Annotated in this window: 15 protein-coding genes; all 15 read left to right on the plus strand. The window is 44.9% G+C overall.

Translation table 11 applies throughout. The features are described 5' to 3' along the window. Positions 1 to 38 precede the first annotated feature (38 nt). The 15 genes from WKT00_RS01465 (at position 39) to WKT00_RS01535 (ending at position 17,341) form a co-directional block, all read left to right on the plus strand. Positions 39 to 1,571 (plus strand): sodium:solute symporter family transporter, encoded by a 1,533-nt coding sequence (locus WKT00_RS01465; protein ID WP_340260493.1) that lies wholly within the window; start codon positions 39 to 41, stop codon positions 1,569 to 1,571. Positions 1,572 to 1,780: 209 nt separating this feature from the next. Further along, entirely contained in the window at positions 1,781 to 3,769 is a 1,989-nt protein-coding gene (locus WKT00_RS01470) for a 2-isopropylmalate synthase (RefSeq protein WP_101694490.1), read from the plus strand. A 195-nt stretch (positions 3,770 to 3,964) separates the two neighbouring features. Beyond that, positions 3,965 to 5,404: an acyl-CoA carboxylase subunit beta gene (locus tag WKT00_RS01475; RefSeq protein ID WP_101694489.1), complete on the plus strand. Its 1,440-nt coding sequence runs from the start codon at positions 3,965 to 3,967 to the stop codon at positions 5,402 to 5,404. Between the two features lie 14 nt (positions 5,405 to 5,418). Next, a complete protein-coding gene (locus WKT00_RS01480) occupies positions 5,419 to 6,192 on the plus strand; it encodes an OadG family transporter subunit (RefSeq protein ID WP_101694488.1) in 774 nt (257 codons plus the stop codon). A gap of 39 nt (positions 6,193 to 6,231) precedes the next feature. Then, a complete protein-coding gene (locus WKT00_RS01485) occupies positions 6,232 to 6,600 on the plus strand; it encodes a biotin/lipoyl-binding carrier protein (protein ID WP_340260499.1) in 369 nt (122 codons plus the stop codon). Between the two features lie 44 nt (positions 6,601 to 6,644). Further along, on the plus strand, positions 6,645 to 7,796 hold the full coding sequence (locus WKT00_RS01490; RefSeq protein ID WP_101694486.1) for a sodium ion-translocating decarboxylase subunit beta: 1,152 nt from the start codon (positions 6,645 to 6,647) through the stop codon (positions 7,794 to 7,796). A 32-nt stretch (positions 7,797 to 7,828) separates the two neighbouring features. After that, positions 7,829 to 9,244, plus strand: a complete 1,416-nt coding sequence (locus WKT00_RS01495; RefSeq protein WP_101694485.1) for an oxaloacetate decarboxylase subunit alpha — start codon at positions 7,829 to 7,831, stop codon at positions 9,242 to 9,244. Between the two features lie 171 nt (positions 9,245 to 9,415). Beyond that, on the plus strand, positions 9,416 to 10,345 hold the full coding sequence (locus WKT00_RS01500; RefSeq protein ID WP_101694484.1) for a MurR/RpiR family transcriptional regulator: 930 nt from the start codon (positions 9,416 to 9,418) through the stop codon (positions 10,343 to 10,345). Next, the gene (locus WKT00_RS01505) at positions 10,338 to 11,564 is read left to right on the plus strand and encodes an NAD(P)/FAD-dependent oxidoreductase (RefSeq protein ID WP_340261533.1); all 1,227 of its coding nucleotides are present in this window, start codon (positions 10,338 to 10,340) and stop codon (positions 11,562 to 11,564) included. Before WKT00_RS01500 ends, WKT00_RS01505 begins: the two co-directional genes overlap by 8 nt. A 95-nt stretch (positions 11,565 to 11,659) precedes the next feature. Next, positions 11,660 to 12,316 (plus strand): (d)CMP kinase, encoded by a 657-nt coding sequence (gene cmk / locus WKT00_RS01510; RefSeq protein ID WP_101694482.1) that lies wholly within the window; start codon positions 11,660 to 11,662, stop codon positions 12,314 to 12,316. A 29-nt stretch (positions 12,317 to 12,345) separates the two neighbouring features. Beyond that, positions 12,346 to 13,203, plus strand: a complete 858-nt coding sequence (gene ispH / locus WKT00_RS01515) for a 4-hydroxy-3-methylbut-2-enyl diphosphate reductase (protein ID WP_340260505.1) — start codon at positions 12,346 to 12,348, stop codon at positions 13,201 to 13,203. After that, a complete protein-coding gene (rpsA, locus tag WKT00_RS01520) occupies positions 13,184 to 14,278 on the plus strand; it encodes a 30S ribosomal protein S1 (RefSeq protein ID WP_340260507.1) in 1,095 nt (364 codons plus the stop codon). The genes ispH and rpsA overlap by 20 nt, the downstream gene beginning before the upstream one ends. 185 nt (positions 14,279 to 14,463) lie before the next feature. Then, positions 14,464 to 15,786 (plus strand): electron transport complex subunit RsxC, encoded by a 1,323-nt coding sequence (gene rsxC, locus WKT00_RS01525; RefSeq protein WP_101694479.1) that lies wholly within the window; start codon positions 14,464 to 14,466, stop codon positions 15,784 to 15,786. Positions 15,787 to 15,830: 44 nt separating this feature from the next. After that, positions 15,831 to 16,760 carry an RnfABCDGE type electron transport complex subunit D gene (locus tag WKT00_RS01530; RefSeq protein ID WP_101694769.1) on the plus strand — a complete coding sequence of 310 codons (930 nt, stop codon included), beginning with the start codon at positions 15,831 to 15,833 and terminating at the stop codon, positions 16,758 to 16,760. Further along, positions 16,760 to 17,341 (plus strand): RnfABCDGE type electron transport complex subunit G, encoded by a 582-nt coding sequence (locus WKT00_RS01535; protein ID WP_101694478.1) that lies wholly within the window; start codon positions 16,760 to 16,762, stop codon positions 17,339 to 17,341. The genes WKT00_RS01530 and WKT00_RS01535 overlap by 1 nt, the downstream gene beginning before the upstream one ends. Positions 17,342 to 17,350: the final 9 nt, after the last annotated feature.

Consider the following 17,350-nt stretch of genomic DNA (forward strand, 5'->3'; position numbering starts at 1 on the left):
TTAAAGTAAGACGAAACAAAGAGAAAAGGAGAACAGATATGGGGATTAAGATTGCATTACTAATCGTATTTTTTGCTGTTATGGTAGCAGTCGGACTTTATGCAAGAAAGCATGTAACGAGCGTAGATGGATTTGTGCTGGGTGGACGGTCGGCGGGACCGTGGCTGACAGCGTTCGCATATGGAACCTCCTATTTCTCTGCAGTAGTATTTGTTGGATATGCCGGACAGTTTGGCTGGAAGTACGGGTTGTCTTCTACCTGGATTGGAATTGGAAATGCAGTGATTGGAAGTCTTCTGGCGTGGGTCGTTCTGGGAAGACGGACGAAGGTAATGACGCAGCACTTAGGTTCCAGAACAATGCCGGATTTCTTCGGGAACAGATACGGAAGCCGTGCTTTAAAGATTGCGGCATCGGTGATCGTGTTCGTCTTTCTGGTGCCTTATACAGCGTCTATCTACAATGGGCTGTCACGGCTCTTTGAAATGGCGTTTCACATACCTTATACAGTGTGTGTGGCAGGGATGGCGGTCTTTACAGGAATCTACGTGATTCTGGGAGGTTATATGGCGACGGCTATTAATGATTTTATTCAGGGAATTATTATGCTGATTGGAATTGTGGCAGTCATTGCCTCTGTGCTTAGCGGTCAGGGAGGATTTTTGGAAGCGATAGAGAAGATGGCGGAGATTCCAAGTGATATTCCGGTGACACTGGGGCAGCCGGGAGCATTTACTTCCTTCTTCGGACCAGATCCTTTGAACCTTCTGGGAGTTGTTATTTTGACTTCTCTTGGAACTTGGGGGCTGCCGCAGATGGTCGGAAAGTTTTACGCAATCAAGGATGAGAAATCCATCCATACAGGAACCGTGATCTCCACGATCTTCGCGGTGATTATTTCCGGGGGGTGTTACTTCCTTGGAGGATTTGGGCGTCTGTTTGACGGGAAAGAAATTTACGATGCATCTGGCGTGGTGGTATTTGACAGTATTATTCCTCATATGCTTTCTTCCCTTCCGGATATTCTGATCGGAATTGTGGTGGTGTTGGTTCTGTCTGCTTCCATGTCGACATTGGCGTCACTGGTGTTGACTTCCAGTTCCACACTGACCCTTGATTTCCTGAAGGATACGTTGATGCAGGAGATGAGTGAAAAGAAACAGATTCGGGTGATGCAGATTCTGGTCGTATTTTTTATTGCGGTGTCGGTACTTCTGGCATGGAATCCGCCGACATTTATCGCCCAGCTGATGGGAATCTCCTGGGGAGCGCTGGCGGGAGCATTCCTGGCGCCGTTCCTCTACGGATTATACTGGAAACGGGTGACGAAAGCCTCTGTGTGGGCAAGCTTTGCCGTTGGTGTAGGAATTACTGTATCAAACATGGTGATCGGTTATATTGAGTCTCCCATTAATGCAGGAGCATTTGCCATGGCGGCGGGACTTGTGGTGGTGCCTGTGGTCAGTTTGCTGACGCCGAAGCCGAAACAGGAACAGGTGGATCAGATCTTTGAGTGTTATGAAGAAAAGGTTGTGATTTCTAGAAAATCTTCCTTTGGAGACCAGAAATAATTGTCGGGAGTAGAAGAATTGGGATGAAAGATTGGAAAGATTAAAAAAGATCAATAAAAGTGATTAAAAATGTCACTTAAATTTTAAAAACACATATGATAGGATAAAAGAGTGTTAAAAATAAACAACAAAGTTGATGAATATTATCCGAATGACTTTCGCAAGCAAAGCCTTTCAAAATAGGATATAAGAAGGAGAGGAATGCAACAATGGAGAATTATCAGAAGTATGAACGTGCATATTTTATGCCACCGGAGGTAACTTATGACTGGGTGAAAAAGGAATATATTGAAAAGCCTCCGATTTGGTGCAGCGTGGATCTTAGAGATGGAAACCAGGCGTTGATTGAACCTATGAGCCTGGAGGAAAAGCTGGAATTCTTTCAGATGCTGGTAGACATCGGATTAAAAGAGATAGAAGTAGGATTCCCGGCAGCGTCTGAGACGGAATATCAGTTTATGCGGACCCTGATTGAGAAGAATATGATTCCGGATGATGTGACGGTTCAGGTATTAACGCAGGCCAGAGAACATATCATTAAGAAGACCTTTGAGGCTGTAAAAGGAGCGCCTCACGCTGTGATTCACCTGTATAATTCCACGTCGGTTGCGCAGCGGGAACAGGTATTTCGGAAAAGCAAAGAAGAGATTAAGCAGATTGCAGTAGACGGAGCGAAGCTTCTTCTTGAACTGGCATCTGAGACGGATGGAAACTTTACCTTCCAGTATAGTCCGGAGAGTTTTTCGGGGACGGAAGTGGATTACGCGGTGGACGTCTGCAATGCAGTTTTAGATGTGTGGAAGCCGACGCAGGACAATAAAGCAATTATCAATATTCCGACTACGGTAGAAAATGCAATGCCGCATGTATTTGCCTGTCAGTTGGAATATGTCAATAAACATTTAAAATACCGCGACAGCGTTATTCTGTGTCTGCACCCGCATAACGACAGAGGATGCGGCGTGGCGACGGCGGAACTTGGTGTGCTGGCAGGAGCAGACAGAATCGAAGGAACGCTGTTTGGCAATGGAGAGCGGACCGGAAATGTGGATCTGATTACAATGGGAATGAATATGTTTTCCCATGGAGTAGATCCGGGGCTTGACTTTTCAGATATGAAGCGTCTTCGGGAAACCTATGAGCGACTGACCAGGATGCATGTATATGAGCGTCAGCCTTATGCAGGAGACCTGGTGTTTACCGCTTTTTCAGGATCTCATCAGGATGCGATTGCCAAGGGAATGGCATACCGTGAAGAGAAGGCATGCGAAACATGGTCTGTTCCGTATCTTCCGATTGACCCGCAGGATGTGGGACGCCAGTATGATTCGGATGTGATTCGGATTAACAGTCAGTCCGGTAAGGGCGGTGTGAACTATATTCTGAAGCAGAGCCATGGAATCAATCTTCCGCAGGAAATGCGTTCCGAAGTGGGATATCTGGTGAAGGATATTTCTGATAAAGCACACAAGGAACTGACGGCTGACTGGGTATACCAGATTTTCTCCGATCATTATGTGAATACCAAGCCGGTGTTCCATATTGACGAGTGCCATTTTAAACAGGCAGATGGAATTACTGCAGAGGTGACGCTGAACCATGAGAATAAGGTGCACACCATAGCGGCTATGGGAAATGGACGTCTGGATGCGGTCAGCAATGCAATCAAGCAATATTTTAATATTAGTTATGAGCTGAGCTTTTATGAGGAGCATTCCCTGACGAAAGGATCATCTTCTAAAGCGGTGGCATATGTGGGAATCGTTTTCAAGGGAAAGACCTTTTGGGGAGTTGGTATTGATGCAGATATTATCAGCGCGTCTATGGAGGCGCTGACGGTAGCGGTCAATAAAATTGATGAAATCGGGAATTCCGAAGGATGTAAAGATCCAAGGATGATCGAGATGCTGAATTATATTCAGGCAAACTATATTGATATTACACTGGATGATTTGGCGGAAAAATTCTATTTGTCAAAGCCGTATCTGTCCAAATACATCAAGGAAAAATCCGGAATGACCTTTGGCGAGTTGGTAAAACAGATTCGGATGAAGAAGGCAAGAGCGCTTCTTAAGAGCAGTAATATGACGGTAGAGAATATTGCGCTCACAGTTGGGTATCAAAATGTAGAACATTTTAACCGGCTGTTTAAGAAGGCGTACGATATGACGCCAATGCAGTTCAGGAGCCAGAAATAGGCAGAAAAAAGAGAATATAAACAAGGAGAAAAGCGTGTGGGCATCTTGAAAAAAGGTGTCCATATTTGTTTGTCAATTTCTTAACGAAAATAGGGAAAAACTGTTGCGCAATCGGAAGAAAAGATATATAATATAATTGGCAAAAAATTTGGTATTAACCAACTTTTAATATCTTAGAAAATGGAGGATTTGACTATGGGCAACATGGCAACAGAAAGCGCAGCAAGCGCAAGAATTAATTCTTTGCTTGATGCAGGCAGTTTTGTTGAAATCGGCGGCGCTGTAACAGCCAGAAATACAGATTTCAATCTGCAGGACAAAGCAACTCCGGCAGACGGTGTTATCACCGGATACGGAGTAATCGATGGAAACCTGGTATATGTATACAGCCAGGATGTATCCGTGTTAAACGGAGCAATCGGTGAGATGCATGCAAAGAAGATTGCTAACATTTATGATATGGCAATGAAGATGGGGGCACCAGTGATCGGATTGATCGATTGTGCCGGAATGAGACTTCAGGAGGCGACAGACGCGCTGGAGGCATTCGGCGGACTTTATCTGAAACAGGCACTGGCTTCTGGTGTGATTCCACAGATTACAGCTGTATTCGGTACATGCGGAGGAGGATTATCCGTAGTTCCGGCTATGACAGACTTTACATTTATGGAAGAAAAGAAAGGCAAACTCTTTGTCAATTCTCCAAATGCAATTCCTGGAAATGAGATCTCCAAGAACGATACCTCTTCTGCAAAATATCAGGCAGAGACAGCAGGTCTTGTAGATGATATGGGAACAGAGGAAGAGATGTTGGAAAACATCCGTACTCTGGTATGCATGCTTCCATGTAATAATGAGGAAGATGCTTCTTATGATGAGTGCAACGATGATTTGAACCGTGCATGCGAAGGAATCGAGAATGCAGCAGAGGATACAGCGATTGCACTGGCATCCATCTCTGATGAAGGTATCTTCTTTGAGACAAAGAAATATTTCGCACAGGATATGGTAACAGGATTTATCCGTTTGAACGGAATGACTGTTGGAGCAGTTGCAAACCGTTCCAAAGTTTATAATGAAGAGGCAGAAGTGGTTGCAGAATTCGATGGCTCTTTATCAGCAGACGGAGCAAAGAAAGCAGCAGAGTTCGTATCTTTCTGTGATGCATTTAATATTCCGGTTCTGACACTTACCAACGTATCTGGCTTCAAGGCAGGCATGGAAGAAGAGAAAGATCTTGCAAGACAGACAGCAAGACTGACTTATGCATTCGCAAATGCAACCGTTCCGAAGGTAAATGTTGTGATCGGTAAAGCGTTTGGAACAGCTTATGTGAGCATGAACAGCAAATCTGTAGGTGCAGATATGGTCTATGCATGGCCAAATGCAGAGATTGGAATGATGGATGCAGCACTTGCAGCAAAGATTATGTATGCAGGAGCAGACGCTGCGACATTGAAAGAAAAAGCAGCAGAATATAAGGAATTACAGTCCAGCCCGTTATCTGCAGCAAGAAGAGGATATGTGGATACGATCATTGAGCCGGAAGATACCAGAAAGTATGTGATCGGTGCTTTTGAAATGTTATTCACAAAGAGAGAAGATCGTCCGATGAAAAAGCATGGAACGGTTTAGAGAGGTGAGGCAAAGTGAGAAAGAAAATTAGCTTATTATTCTGTGGACTTGCAGTGACGCTGTGCTTTACCGGCTGTGGAAGCAGCAAGGAGACGATGGCGTATGATGAAGCTACAGTGCAGCAGAGCACGGAATTTCTGATCGAGTATTGTGCCAGTATGCAGGACGATACGGTAGAACAGTGGGAGACGATGACAGACTTTGCGCTGGAGTCTCAGCTGACACAGGCAGGACTTCCATTTACCAAAGATGGATTCTTGGGTGCTTTGGATGCATGGCAGTCAGCAGAGAAGGAATGTGGCGAATACGTAAGTCATGGAGACTATACGTACGAGGCCTCCAAGGATGAATTACAAGTATCTACAGAGGCTGAATTTGCAGATCGGGATGCGCATATTACATTTGTGTTTGATGAAAATCAGTATTTGGACAGTATGACGGTAGATGCGGAATATACAACGGGAGAGATTCTGAAAAAAGCAGGTCTGAATACCGTGCTTGGTATGGGAACCGTGTTTGTGGTACTGATCTTTATTTCAGCATTGATTTCTCTGTTCCGTTTCATTCCGGCAATTGAAGCAGCATTCAAGAAGAAAAAGGATGCTCCGAAGGCAGCTCCGGCAGTACAGCCAGAGGCAGCGCCAAGTGTGGAAGAAGCAGAAGACGTAACAGATGATACAGAGTTGGTTGCAGTTATTGCAGCGGCAATCGCAGCTTCAGAAGGAAGCAGCAGTACGGACGGATTTACTGTGAGAAGTATTAGACGCCGTCCATCGAATAAGTGGTAAGAAATAACCAATACCGAAAAATCAGGAGGATTAAGAAAGATGAAAAACTATACAATCACAGTAAATGGTAATGTATATGATGTAACAGTAGAAGAAAACGGAAATGCAGCAGCACCTGCAGCAGCACCGAAAGCGGCTCCAAAGGCAGCACCGAAGGCAGCTCCAAAAGCAGCACCAAAGGCAGCAGGAGCAGGTTCTATTGAAGTAAAAGCAGGAGCAGCCGGAAAAGTATTCAAGGTTGAGGCGAGTGTAGGACAGAGCGTAAAGAAGGGTGACGCTGTTGTCATTATCGAAGCGATGAAGATGGAGATCCCAGTTGTGGCACCGGAAGACGGAACCGTGGCAAGTATTGATGTGGCTGTAGGCGATGCAATCGATGCTGGACAGGTATTGGCTACATTGAACTAGCATATAGGCAGAAGACGTTTACTGAAACGACTGGAGGTTAAAAAATGGAATATATAACAACAACATTAGGAAACCTCGTGCATCAGACCGCTTTTTTCAGTCTTACATGGGGCAATTTGATCATGATTGCGGTTGCATGTGCGTTCCTATATCTGGCAATCAGACATGGGTTTGAGCCTCTGCTTCTGGTTCCGATTGCATTTGGTATGCTGCTTGTTAATATCTATCCGGATATTATGCTGCATGCAGAAGATGCTGCAAACGGAACGGGCGGATTGCTCTACTACTTCTACATGCTGGACGAATGGTCCATCCTTCCGTCATTGATTTTCCTTGGTGTAGGAGCGATGACAGACTTTGGACCGCTGATTGCAAATCCGAAGAGTTTCCTTCTTGGTGCAGCGGCACAGTTTGGAATTTTTGCAGCTTATCTGGGAGCTATGGCAATGGGATTCTCTGATAAGGCAGCGGCAGCAATTTCTATTATCGGTGGAGCAGACGGACCGACATCCATCTTCCTTGCCGGTAAATTACAGCAGACGGCGATTCTTGGACCGATCGCAGTAGCGGCATATTCTTATATGTCACTGGTGCCGATTATTCAGCCGCCGATTATGAAATTATTGACAACGGAAAAAGAACGTAAGATTAAGATGGAGCAGTTAAGACCAGTATCCAAGCTGGAGAAGATCCTGTTCCCAATCATTGTTACCATCGTCGTATGTATGATTCTTCCTACTACAGCACCATTGGTTGGTATGTTGATGCTGGGTAACTTATTCCGTGAATCAGGAGTGGTAAGACAGCTGACCGATACGGCTTCCAATGCATTGATGTACATTGTCGTTATCCTGCTGGGAACATCCGTAGGAGCAACAACGAGTGCAGAAGCGTTCCTGAATCTTGATACATTGAAAATTGTAGCTTTGGGACTGATCGCGTTTGCGTTCGGAACCGCGGCAGGTGTTCTGTTTGGTAAATTAATGTGTATTGCAACGCATGGTAAGGTAAATCCACTGATTGGTTCTGCCGGTGTATCAGCAGTGCCGATGGCTGCCAGAGTATCCCAGAAGGTGGGAGCAGAGGCGGATCCTACAAACTTCCTGCTGATGCATGCAATGGGACCGAACGTTGCCGGTGTTATCGGTACAGCGGTAGCTGCCGGAACATTTATGGCTATTTTCGGAGTAATGTAATAATATAATAATTATATATGGAGGAAGATATAATGGCAGAAATAGAAAAGAAACCAATTAAGATTACAGAGACGATCCTGCGAGATGCTCACCAGTCTCTGATTGCCACACGTATGACGACAGAACAGATGCTGCCGATCGTAGAAAAGATGGACAAGGTCGGATATCATTCTGTAGAGTGCTGGGGTGGAGCTACTTTTGATGCATCCCTTCGTTTCCTGAAAGAAGATCCATGGGAGAGACTTCGTAAATTCCGTGATGGTTTTAAAAACACCAAACTTCAGATGCTGTTCCGTGGACAGAATATTCTTGGATACCGTCCATATGCAGATGATGTAGTAGAGTATTTTGTACAGAAATCAGCTGCAAACGGAATTGATATCATCCGTATTTTTGACTGTCTGAACGACCTTCGTAATCTTCAGACAGCAGTATCTGCAGCAAATAAAGAAAAGGCTGAGGCACAGGTTGCTTTGTCCTATACACTGGGAGATGCATACACTCTAGATTACTGGGTAGACATCGCAAAGAGAATCGAGGATATGGGTGCAAACTCTATCTGTATCAAAGATATGGCAGGACTTCTGGTTCCTTATAAAGCAACCGAGTTGATCGGAGCATTGAAAGAAGCAGTGGATCTTCCAATCCAGCTGCACACACACTATACTTCTGGTGTGGCTTCTATGACTTACTTAAAGGCAGTAGAAGCAGGTGTGGATGTGATTGATACTGCAATGTCACCATTTGCACTGGGTACTTCTCAGCCGGCAACAGAAGTTATGGTTGAGACCTTTAAGGGAACGCCATACGATACAGGATTTGATCAGAACTTATTGGCAGAGATCGCTGACTACTTCCGTCCAATTCGTGACGAAGCATTAGAAAGCGGACTTTTGAATCCAAAGAACCTTGGTGTTAACATTAAAACATTGTTATACCAGGTACCTGGTGGAATGCTTTCCAACCTGACTTCTCAGCTGAAAGAGCAGAACGCAGAGGACAAATACTATGAAGTATTAGAGGAAGTTCCAAAGGTTCGGAAAGACTTAGGAGAGCCGCCGCTTGTTACTCCTTCTTCTCAGATCGTTGGTACACAGGCTGTATTTAACGTGCTGATGGGCGAGCGTTATAAGATGGCGACAAAAGAGACTAAGGATGTATTAAGTGGAAAGTATGGTGCAACTGTAAAACCATTTAATGAAGAGGTAAGAAAGAAAGTTCTTGGCGATGACGCTGAGATTATCACTTGTCGTCCGGCAGACCTGATTCCAGATGAGCTGGATACATTGAGACAGGAGATGGCACAGTGGAGCCAGCAGGATGAAGATGTATTGACATATGCACTCTTCCCACAGGTTGCAACGGATTTCTTCAAATACAGAGAAGCACAGCAGACCAAAGTGGATCAGACTGTAGCTGATACAGAAAACGGAAGCTATCCGGTATAAGAAAATATTTTCTGACAGAAAATAGAAAAGCTTTGTCAGGGCAATCTCTATCTTTTGGATAGAGGTTCCCTGTCAGGGCTTTTTTCTTTGCTTGAATCTTAACGGAATTCGCTATATAATAATTCTGTTATAATTTTGAAAGAAATCGGATTTGAGAAGGACAGCAAATATATGGGAAATAAGAATGAATTATTGCAGAAGATAGAGGAAGGATATGGAAAGTTCAGCAAGGGGCAGAAAAAGCTGGCTGATTTTATCCGGGAGTATTATGATAAAGCAGCGTTTTTAACGGCGGCAAAGATGGGAGAAGAAGTAGGAGTCAGTGAATCTACGGTTGTTCGATTTGCGACTGCGCTTGGGTATAATGGATACCCGGAGTTCCAGAAAGCGCTGGGGGAACTGGTGCGTACGAAGCTAAATTCCATTCAGCGGATGGAAGTGACTTATGGAAGAATCAGTCAGGGAGAGATTCTTGCATCCGTTTTGCAGTCGGATATTGAAAAAATTAAGATGACGATGGAATCCATCGATCATAGCGTGTTTGAATTGGCAGTAGACACCATCTTAAATGCCAAATCCATTTACATTATTGGAATTAGAAGCTGCGCTCCGCTTGCAAGTTTTCTGGGATTTTATCTGAATCTGATCTGTCCGGATGTAAAACTGGTGAATACCAATAGTTCCAGCGAGATTTTTGAGCAGATTATCCGGGTAGGAGAGCAGGATGTGGTCATTGGAATCAGTTTCCCAAGATATTCGATGCGAACCTTGAAGGCGTTGGAGTTCGCAAGCAATCGTAAGGCAAAGGTGATTACATTGACGGATAGTGTACACTCTCCGATGACGATTTATTCCTCCTGTAATCTGATTGCAAGAAGCGATATGGCATCCATCGTGGATTCGCTGGTAGCCCCCCTTAGCGTGGTGAATGCGTTAGTGGTGGCTCTGTGCATGAAAAAGCAGGAGGAAGTCATTACTACGTTGGAGACACTGGAACAGATCTGGGATGAATATCAGGTTTACAGTAAAGATGAGCTGAATATGGTAGGAGATAAAGTAGAGCTGACCATGAAGATGAAGACGGGAGAAGATGATGAGTAAGACACTGGTGATTGGCGGCGGAGCCGCCGGAATGTTCGCGGCGATTGCGGCGGCAGGGAACGGACACGAGGTTCATGTATACGAAAAAAATGAAAAACTGGGAAAGAAACTTTTTATTACAGGAAAGGGAAGATGCAATATTACCAATGCCTGTGATATAGAGACGCTGTTTGATGCGGTCGTGACGAATTCCAAGTTTTTATACAGCAGCTTTTACGGATATACCAATCAGAATGTGATTGATTTCTTTGAACAGATTGGCGTGAAAACCAAAGTCGAACGAGGAGAGCGAGTCTTTCCTCAATCGGATCATTCTTCAGATGTAATCCGTGCACTGGAAGCAGAGATGCGGCGCAGGGGAGTTCAGATCCATTTGTACACAGAGGTTCGGCGTGTGGTATCGGATGAGGGAAGATTTTCCTTCATTGAACTTACAGATGGCAGCCAGATCAAGGGGGATGCCTGTATTGTGGCGACTGGAGGACTTTCCTACCAGACAACAGGATCTACCGGAGACGGACATCGCTTTGCAAAAGAGAATGGACATAGTGTTACGCCGTGTATGCCGGCATTGGTTCCAATGACGGCGAAGGAAGACTGGGTTCCGAGGCTTCAGGGATTGTCGCTTCGCAATGTCAGCGCAGTGATCTATGATGGAAAGAAGCGGCTTTATGAGGAATTCGGTGAAATGCTGTTTACCCATTACGGCGTGAGTGGGCCTCTGATGTTAAGTGCCAGCAGCATTGTGGGGAAGAAGCTAAGAGAAAAAGAATTAAAGCTTGTAATAGATTTAAAGCCTGCTCTTTCTATGGAACAGTTGGAAAAGCGGGTGCTGCGGGATTTTGAAGAGAATCAGAATCGTCAGTTTAAGAATGCGGTTGGAAAGCTCTTTCCAGCAAAACTGATTCCTGTGATGATTGAATTGAGTGGAATTGATGAAGATAAAAAGGTAAATATTATTTCCAGAGAAGAACGCCAGAGATTTGTGTCGCTGATTAAAAATCTTCCGGTGACATTAACCGGTCTTCGGGGATATAACGAAGCGATTATTACAAAGGGCGGTGTGAAAGTAAAGGAGATTGATCCGGGGACGATGGAGTCAAAGCTGGTTAAGGGACTTTGCTTTGCCGGTGAGGTGCTGGATCTTGACGCGGTAACCGGAGGATTTAATCTGCAGATTGCGTGGTCTACCGGATATGCGGCAGGAATGTCTGTGTAAAGAAGAGTAAGGAAACAGCTTGTTTCGTATAGAAGCATGCGCTATACTAAGAAGAGTTGAAATATAACTAGAAAAAGGACATTCGGAGGAACGATATGGGATATAATGTGGCGATTGACGGACCGGCAGGTGCGGGGAAAAGTACGATTGCAAAGCTGGTAGCAAAAGAAAAAGGTTATGTTTATGTAGATACAGGCGCGATGTATCGCGGTCTTGCGATTCATTTTCTGGATCAGGGAATTTTGCCAAATGAGACGGAGAAAGTAGTAAAGGCATGTGAAAGTGCAGATGTGACAATCTGCTATGAAGATGGTCTTCAGCAGGTCTATCTTAACGGGCAGAATATTACGGCGAGGCTTAGAGATGAGGCGGTAGGAAATATGGCTTCTGTAACGTCCGCAATTCCGGAAGTGCGGGCAAAGCTTCTGGAGCTCCAGAAGGGACTGGCACGGACACAGAACGTCATTATGGATGGACGGGATATTGGAACCTGTGTGCTACCGGATGCAGATGTGAAAGTGTTTTTAACTGCCAGTGTAGAGACGCGTGCAAAGAGACGCTATGATGAGTTAAGAGAAAAAGGTGCGGCTTGCGATCTTGCTGAGATTGAACGAGATATTAAGGAGCGGGATGAACGGGATGAAAACCGGGAGATTTCACCGCTTCGTCAGGCAGAAGATGCAGTCCTTTTGGACAGCTCAGATATGACGATTGATGAAGTGGTGGCTGCAATTGTGAAGCTTTGCAGGTAGAAGGAAGAGGAAGGAGCGAAAGGCGAAAGATGAAGGTAGAACTGGCAAAGACGGCGGGGTTTTGCTTTGGCGTAAAGCGGGCGGTAGATACAGTCTATGAACAGATTGCTCTTCATAAAGGGAAAAAAATCTACACCTATGGACCGATTATTCACAACGAAGAAGTGATCAAGGATCTGAAGCGGCATGGTGTAGAAGTTGTGGACAGCGAAGAGGAGCTGGAGGCGCTGACAGAGGGAGTGGTGATTATTCGATCCCATGGCGTACCCAAAAGGATCTGTGATATGCTGGAAAGAAAAGAGGTTGACTGTGTGGATGCTACCTGCCCATTTGTGAAGAAAATTCATCGCATTGTGGCAGAAGAAAGCGCGAAAGGATCCCGCATTGTGATCATTGGAAATAGCGAGCATCCTGAGGTGGAGGGGATCCGGGGGTGGTCAGAAAGTCCGGTTACTGTTATTCAGACACCGGAGGATGCGAAAAGCTTTTTCCTTCCAGATCAGAGTCAGAAAGTTTGTATTGTATCCCAAACGACATTTAATTACAATAAATTCAAAGATTTAGTTGAAATCATTGAAAAAAAGGGGTATGATATAATTGTTTTAAATACGATCTGCAATGCAACGAAAGAACGCCAGGAAGAGGCACGTAAAATTGCAGAGAGTGTGGATGCGATGATCGTCATTGGCGACAAGCGCAGCTCCAACACTCAGAAGTTATTTGAAATATGCAGGAATGCATGTCTTAATACGTACTATATACAGACACTCGGCGATTTGAATATGAATCAATTAGGGTCCGTGGAAACAGTAGGTATTACAGCAGGGGCATCCACGCCCAACAATATAATTGAGGAGGTTCAAAATAATGTCAGAATTAACTTTTGAACAGATGTTAGAAGAGTCATTTAAGACAATTAGAAATGGAGAGGTCGTAGATGGTACGGTCATCGACGTTAAGCCGGATGAGATCATCTTAAATATAGGCTATAAGGCAGACGGCATTATCACAAGAAGTGAATACACCAATGAATCAGGTGCAGATCTTACAACGATGGTGTCTGTTGGAGATGAGATGACAGCAAAGGTACTGAAAGTAAACGACGGAGAAGGTCAGGTATTATTGACTTATAAGAGACTGGCTGCTGAGAAGGGCAACGAGAGACTGAAAGAAGCTTATGAGAACCATGAGGTTCTGAAAGCTCCTGTAGCACAGATCCTTGGCGGAGGATTAAGCGTTGTTATCGATGAGGCAAGAGTATTCATCCCGGCAAGCCTGGTATCTGATACTTATGAGAAAGACCTGAACAAATATCAGGATCAGGAGATTGAATTCGTAATCAGTGAGTTCAATCCAAGAAGAAACCGCGTGATCGGTGACAGAAGACAGCTGTTAGTTGCAGAACGTGCAGAGAAGCAGAAAGAACTGTTTGCAAAGATCCAGGTTGGAGACAGAATGGAAGGAACCGTTAAGAACGTAACTGATTTTGGTGCGTTTATCGACCTTGGCGGAGTGGACGGACTCCTTCATATCTCTGAGATGTCCTGGGGACGCGTTGAGAATCCAAAGAAGGTATTCCAGGTTGGTGAGACGGTAGAAGTTATGATCAAAGATATTAACGATACCAAGGTTGCACTGACTCTGAAATTCCCAGAGGCAAATCCATGGGCAAATGCAGCAGAGAATTATGCAGTAGGAACTGTAATTACAGGTAAAGTTGCAAGAATGACAGACTTTGGTGCATTTGTAGAGCTTGCACCTGGTGTGGATGCACTGCTTCACGTGTCTCAGATTTCAAGAGCACATGTGGATAAGCCGTCTGACGTTCTGGCTATCGGACAGGAGATTACAGCGAAGATCGTTGATCTGAACGAGTCTGAGAAGAAGATCAGCTTAAGCATGAAAGCTTTAGAACCGGCAGAAAGCGTGGAAGAAGTTGGAGAAGAAGATACAGCAGAATAATCTGAAAAGAGAATATGTTGATCGAAATACAAGATAGAGGCGTATCAGCCTCTATCTTTTCTGTCTGTTAAAAAAACAACAAAATGTTTATGGAAATATACAAGGAATTGCCTGTATTGACTGGAAAAACAGTGCATATTCCTGTATAGTATATTAAAGAGTAAAAAGGAAGGAAGGATAAAGGGATGGCATTGTTAACATTTAAGGGTGGTATCCACCCGGATGACGGCAAGAGCCTAGCAAAGGAAAAGGCGATTGTCGAAGTAAAACCCCAGGGTGATCTGGTGTATCTGGTATCCCAGCATATTGGTGCTCCGGCAAGCCCAATTGTAGAAGTCGGAGAGCGCGTACTGAGAGGTCAGAAGATTGCAGAGGCCGGAGGATTCGTATCAGCACCGATTTATGCATCTGTATCTGGTACTGTAAAAGCAATTGAACCACATATGAATCCGACGGGTGCTACGGTTAACAGTATCGTAGTTGAGAATGACGGAGAATATGAAGAAGTAGAGTATCCGGCAGTAAAATCTTTGGACGAGATGTCAAAGGAAGAGATCCTGAATGCAATTGGGGAAGCAGGAGTAGTCGGAATGGGCGGAGCTGGATTTCCGACGAAAGTAAAGCTGTCACCGAAGGAACCTGAGAAAATCGAATATGTAATCGCGAACTGTGCGGAGTGTGAGCCTTACATTACGGCGGACTACAGACGGATGCTTGAAAATCCGGAGAAGCTGGTCGGAGGAATGAAGGTTGTTCTGAAGCTGTTCGACAATGCAAAAGGAATCTTCGGTGTAGAAGACAACAAACCGGATTGTATTGCAAAATTAAAAGAACTGACGAAGGATGAACCGCGTATGGAAGTGCTTGCGCTTAAGACCAAGTATCCACAGGGCGGAGAGCGTCAGCTGATTTATGCAACAACAGGAAGAGCAATCAATTCCGCAATGCTTCCGGCTGATGCAGGATGTGTGGTAGACAACGTAGAGACGATGATCAATATTTACCAGGCAGTTGCAGAAGGCAAGCCGTCTATGGATCGTGTTGTTACGGTAAGTGGTGATGCGATCAATGAGCCTGGAAACTTTAAGGTGCCGTTTGGAACGAACCAGGCAGAGCTTGTAGAAGCAGCGGGCGGATTTAAGGTGGATCCGGAAAAAATGATTTCCGGCGGTCCAATGATGGGATTTGCGATGTTTACGCTGGATGTTCCGGTGACAAAGACATCTTCCTCCATTCTGTGCTTTACCAAAGACGAGGTGGCAAAATTTGAGCCGACGGCATGTATCAACTGCGGGCGCTGCGTAGAAGCCTGTCCAAGCCGTTTGATTCCATCCAGACTTGCAGACTACGCGGAGCATCATAATGAGGAAGCATTTACAAAGCGCGAGGGTCTGGAATGTATGGAATGTGGATCGTGCAGTTTTGTATGTCCAGCAAAACGTCCGTTAAAGCAGGCAATCGGATCTATGAGAAAGATTGCAATGGCAAATCGCAAAAAGAAAAAATAATTTGGAAGAGGTGAACAATCGTGAGTGAGAACAATTTATTAAAAATGTCATCTTCACCACACATTCGTTCCAAGATTACCTCAAGCAATATTATGCTTTTGGTTGTTGTGGCACTTCTGCCGTCAGCAGCTTTCGGGGTTTGGAACTTTGGACTGCCTGCGCTGATTATGCTGATCAGCACAACGGTATCTGCAGTCCTGACAGAGTACATATACGAGAAATTAATGCATAAGAAAGTAACCATCAATGATTTCAGTGCAGTGGTTACAGGTTTATTACTTGGACTGAACATGCCGGCAACCGCACCATGGTGGATGGGAGCGCTGGGAAGTGTGTTTGGTATTCTGATCGTAAAACAGTTGTTTGGCGGTCTGGGGCAGAACTTTATGAACCCGGCATTGGGAGCAAGATGTTTCCTTTTGATTTCCTTTACAGGACCGATGACCAGATTTATCTACGATGGTGTGACAGGACCGACTCCTTTGGCATTGTTAAAGGGCGGCGAAGCAGTTGACACGATGGATATGCTGATCGGAACCGTTCCGGGAACCATCGGAGAGACTTCCGTGATTGCAATTATTATTGGAGCAATCTTACTGATTCTGACGGGTGTCATCGATCTTCGTATTCCGGGAACATACATTGTAAGCTTCGTGCTCTTCGTGGGAATCTTCGGACAGTTTACAGAAGCGTCTGTAGGACTTTTCGATCCGCAGTACATTACAGCACATCTGTGCGGAGGCGGTTTAATGCTCGGTGCATGGTTTATGGCAACCGATTATGTGACGGCGCCGATTACCAAGAAAGGGCAGTATGTCTATGGTGCGCTGCTTGGTATTTTAACAGGTCTGTTCCGTCTCTTTGGCGGATCAGCAGAAGGTGTATCCTATGCAATCATCATTGGAAACTTATTGGTTCCGTTGATTGAAAGGGTTACTCTTCCAAAACCATTCGGTAAAGGAGGAGAAAAATAATGAATAAGATTATTAAAAACACATTGATTCTTACAGTCATTACATTGGTGGCTGGTCTGGGACTTGGATTTGTGTATGAAATTACCAAAGAGCCGATCGCTCAGGCACAGGAAGCTGCAAAGAAAGAAGCATGGCAGGCGGTATTCCCAGAGGCGGATCTTGATGAATTTGAGCCGATGGATGTGGATCAGAAGGCTGCTGACAAGGTGATCAAAGATTTAGGAATTAAAGGATCTATTGATGAAGTCTGTACCGTTGGCGAGGAAGGATATGTGATCACAACTACAGATTCTGAAGGATACGGCGGAGATATTAAGATTACCGTCGGAATCACAGCAGACGGAACGGTAAACGGTGTTTCTATTCTGTCTATCAGTGAGACTGCAGGTCTTGGTATGAAGGCTAAAGAACCTGCATTCTATGAGCAGTATCAGGGAAAACAGGCAGAAAAATTCGTGGTATCTAAGGATGGAGGAGACGGGGAGCCGATCGATGCGTTAAGCGGTGCAACCATTACTTCCAGAGCGGTAACAGGAGCTGTGAACGCTGCCCTTAGCTACTACCAGAATGTATTTATGTAGGGAGGTAGT

Source organism: Dorea sp. ICN-14282 (assembly GCF_037890115.1).
In the GTDB taxonomy this organism is placed as follows: Bacteria; Bacillota; Clostridia; order Lachnospirales; family Lachnospiraceae; genus Dorea_B; species Dorea_B phocaeensis.

What these genes read in the sequence shown, in the direction of transcription:
- WKT00_RS01495 (WP_101694485.1), top strand. Translation starts at nt 7,829, where the DNA reads ATGGCAGAAATAGAAAAGAAACCAATTAAGATTACAGAGACGATCCTG.
- WKT00_RS01470 (WP_101694490.1), top strand. Translation starts at nt 1,781, where the DNA reads ATGGAGAATTATCAGAAGTATGAACGTGCATATTTTATGCCACCGGAG.
- WKT00_RS01505 (WP_340261533.1), top strand. Translation starts at nt 10,338, where the DNA reads ATGAGTAAGACACTGGTGATTGGCGGCGGAGCCGCCGGAATGTTCGCG.
- cmk (WP_101694482.1), top strand. Translation starts at nt 11,660, where the DNA reads ATGGGATATAATGTGGCGATTGACGGACCGGCAGGTGCGGGGAAAAGT.
- rsxC (WP_101694479.1), top strand. Translation starts at nt 14,464, where the DNA reads ATGGCATTGTTAACATTTAAGGGTGGTATCCACCCGGATGACGGCAAG.
- rpsA (WP_340260507.1), top strand. Translation starts at nt 13,184, where the DNA reads ATGTCAGAATTAACTTTTGAACAGATGTTAGAAGAGTCATTTAAGACA.
- WKT00_RS01475 (WP_101694489.1), top strand. Translation starts at nt 3,965, where the DNA reads ATGGGCAACATGGCAACAGAAAGCGCAGCAAGCGCAAGAATTAATTCT.
- WKT00_RS01485 (WP_340260499.1), top strand. Translation starts at nt 6,232, where the DNA reads ATGAAAAACTATACAATCACAGTAAATGGTAATGTATATGATGTAACA.
- WKT00_RS01465 (WP_340260493.1), top strand. Translation starts at nt 39, where the DNA reads ATGGGGATTAAGATTGCATTACTAATCGTATTTTTTGCTGTTATGGTA.
- WKT00_RS01500 (WP_101694484.1), top strand. Translation starts at nt 9,416, where the DNA reads ATGGGAAATAAGAATGAATTATTGCAGAAGATAGAGGAAGGATATGGA.
- WKT00_RS01530 (WP_101694769.1), top strand. Translation starts at nt 15,831, where the DNA reads ATGTCATCTTCACCACACATTCGTTCCAAGATTACCTCAAGCAATATT.
- WKT00_RS01490 (WP_101694486.1), top strand. Translation starts at nt 6,645, where the DNA reads ATGGAATATATAACAACAACATTAGGAAACCTCGTGCATCAGACCGCT.
- ispH (WP_340260505.1), top strand. Translation starts at nt 12,346, where the DNA reads ATGAAGGTAGAACTGGCAAAGACGGCGGGGTTTTGCTTTGGCGTAAAG.
- WKT00_RS01535 (WP_101694478.1), top strand. Translation starts at nt 16,760, where the DNA reads ATGAATAAGATTATTAAAAACACATTGATTCTTACAGTCATTACATTG.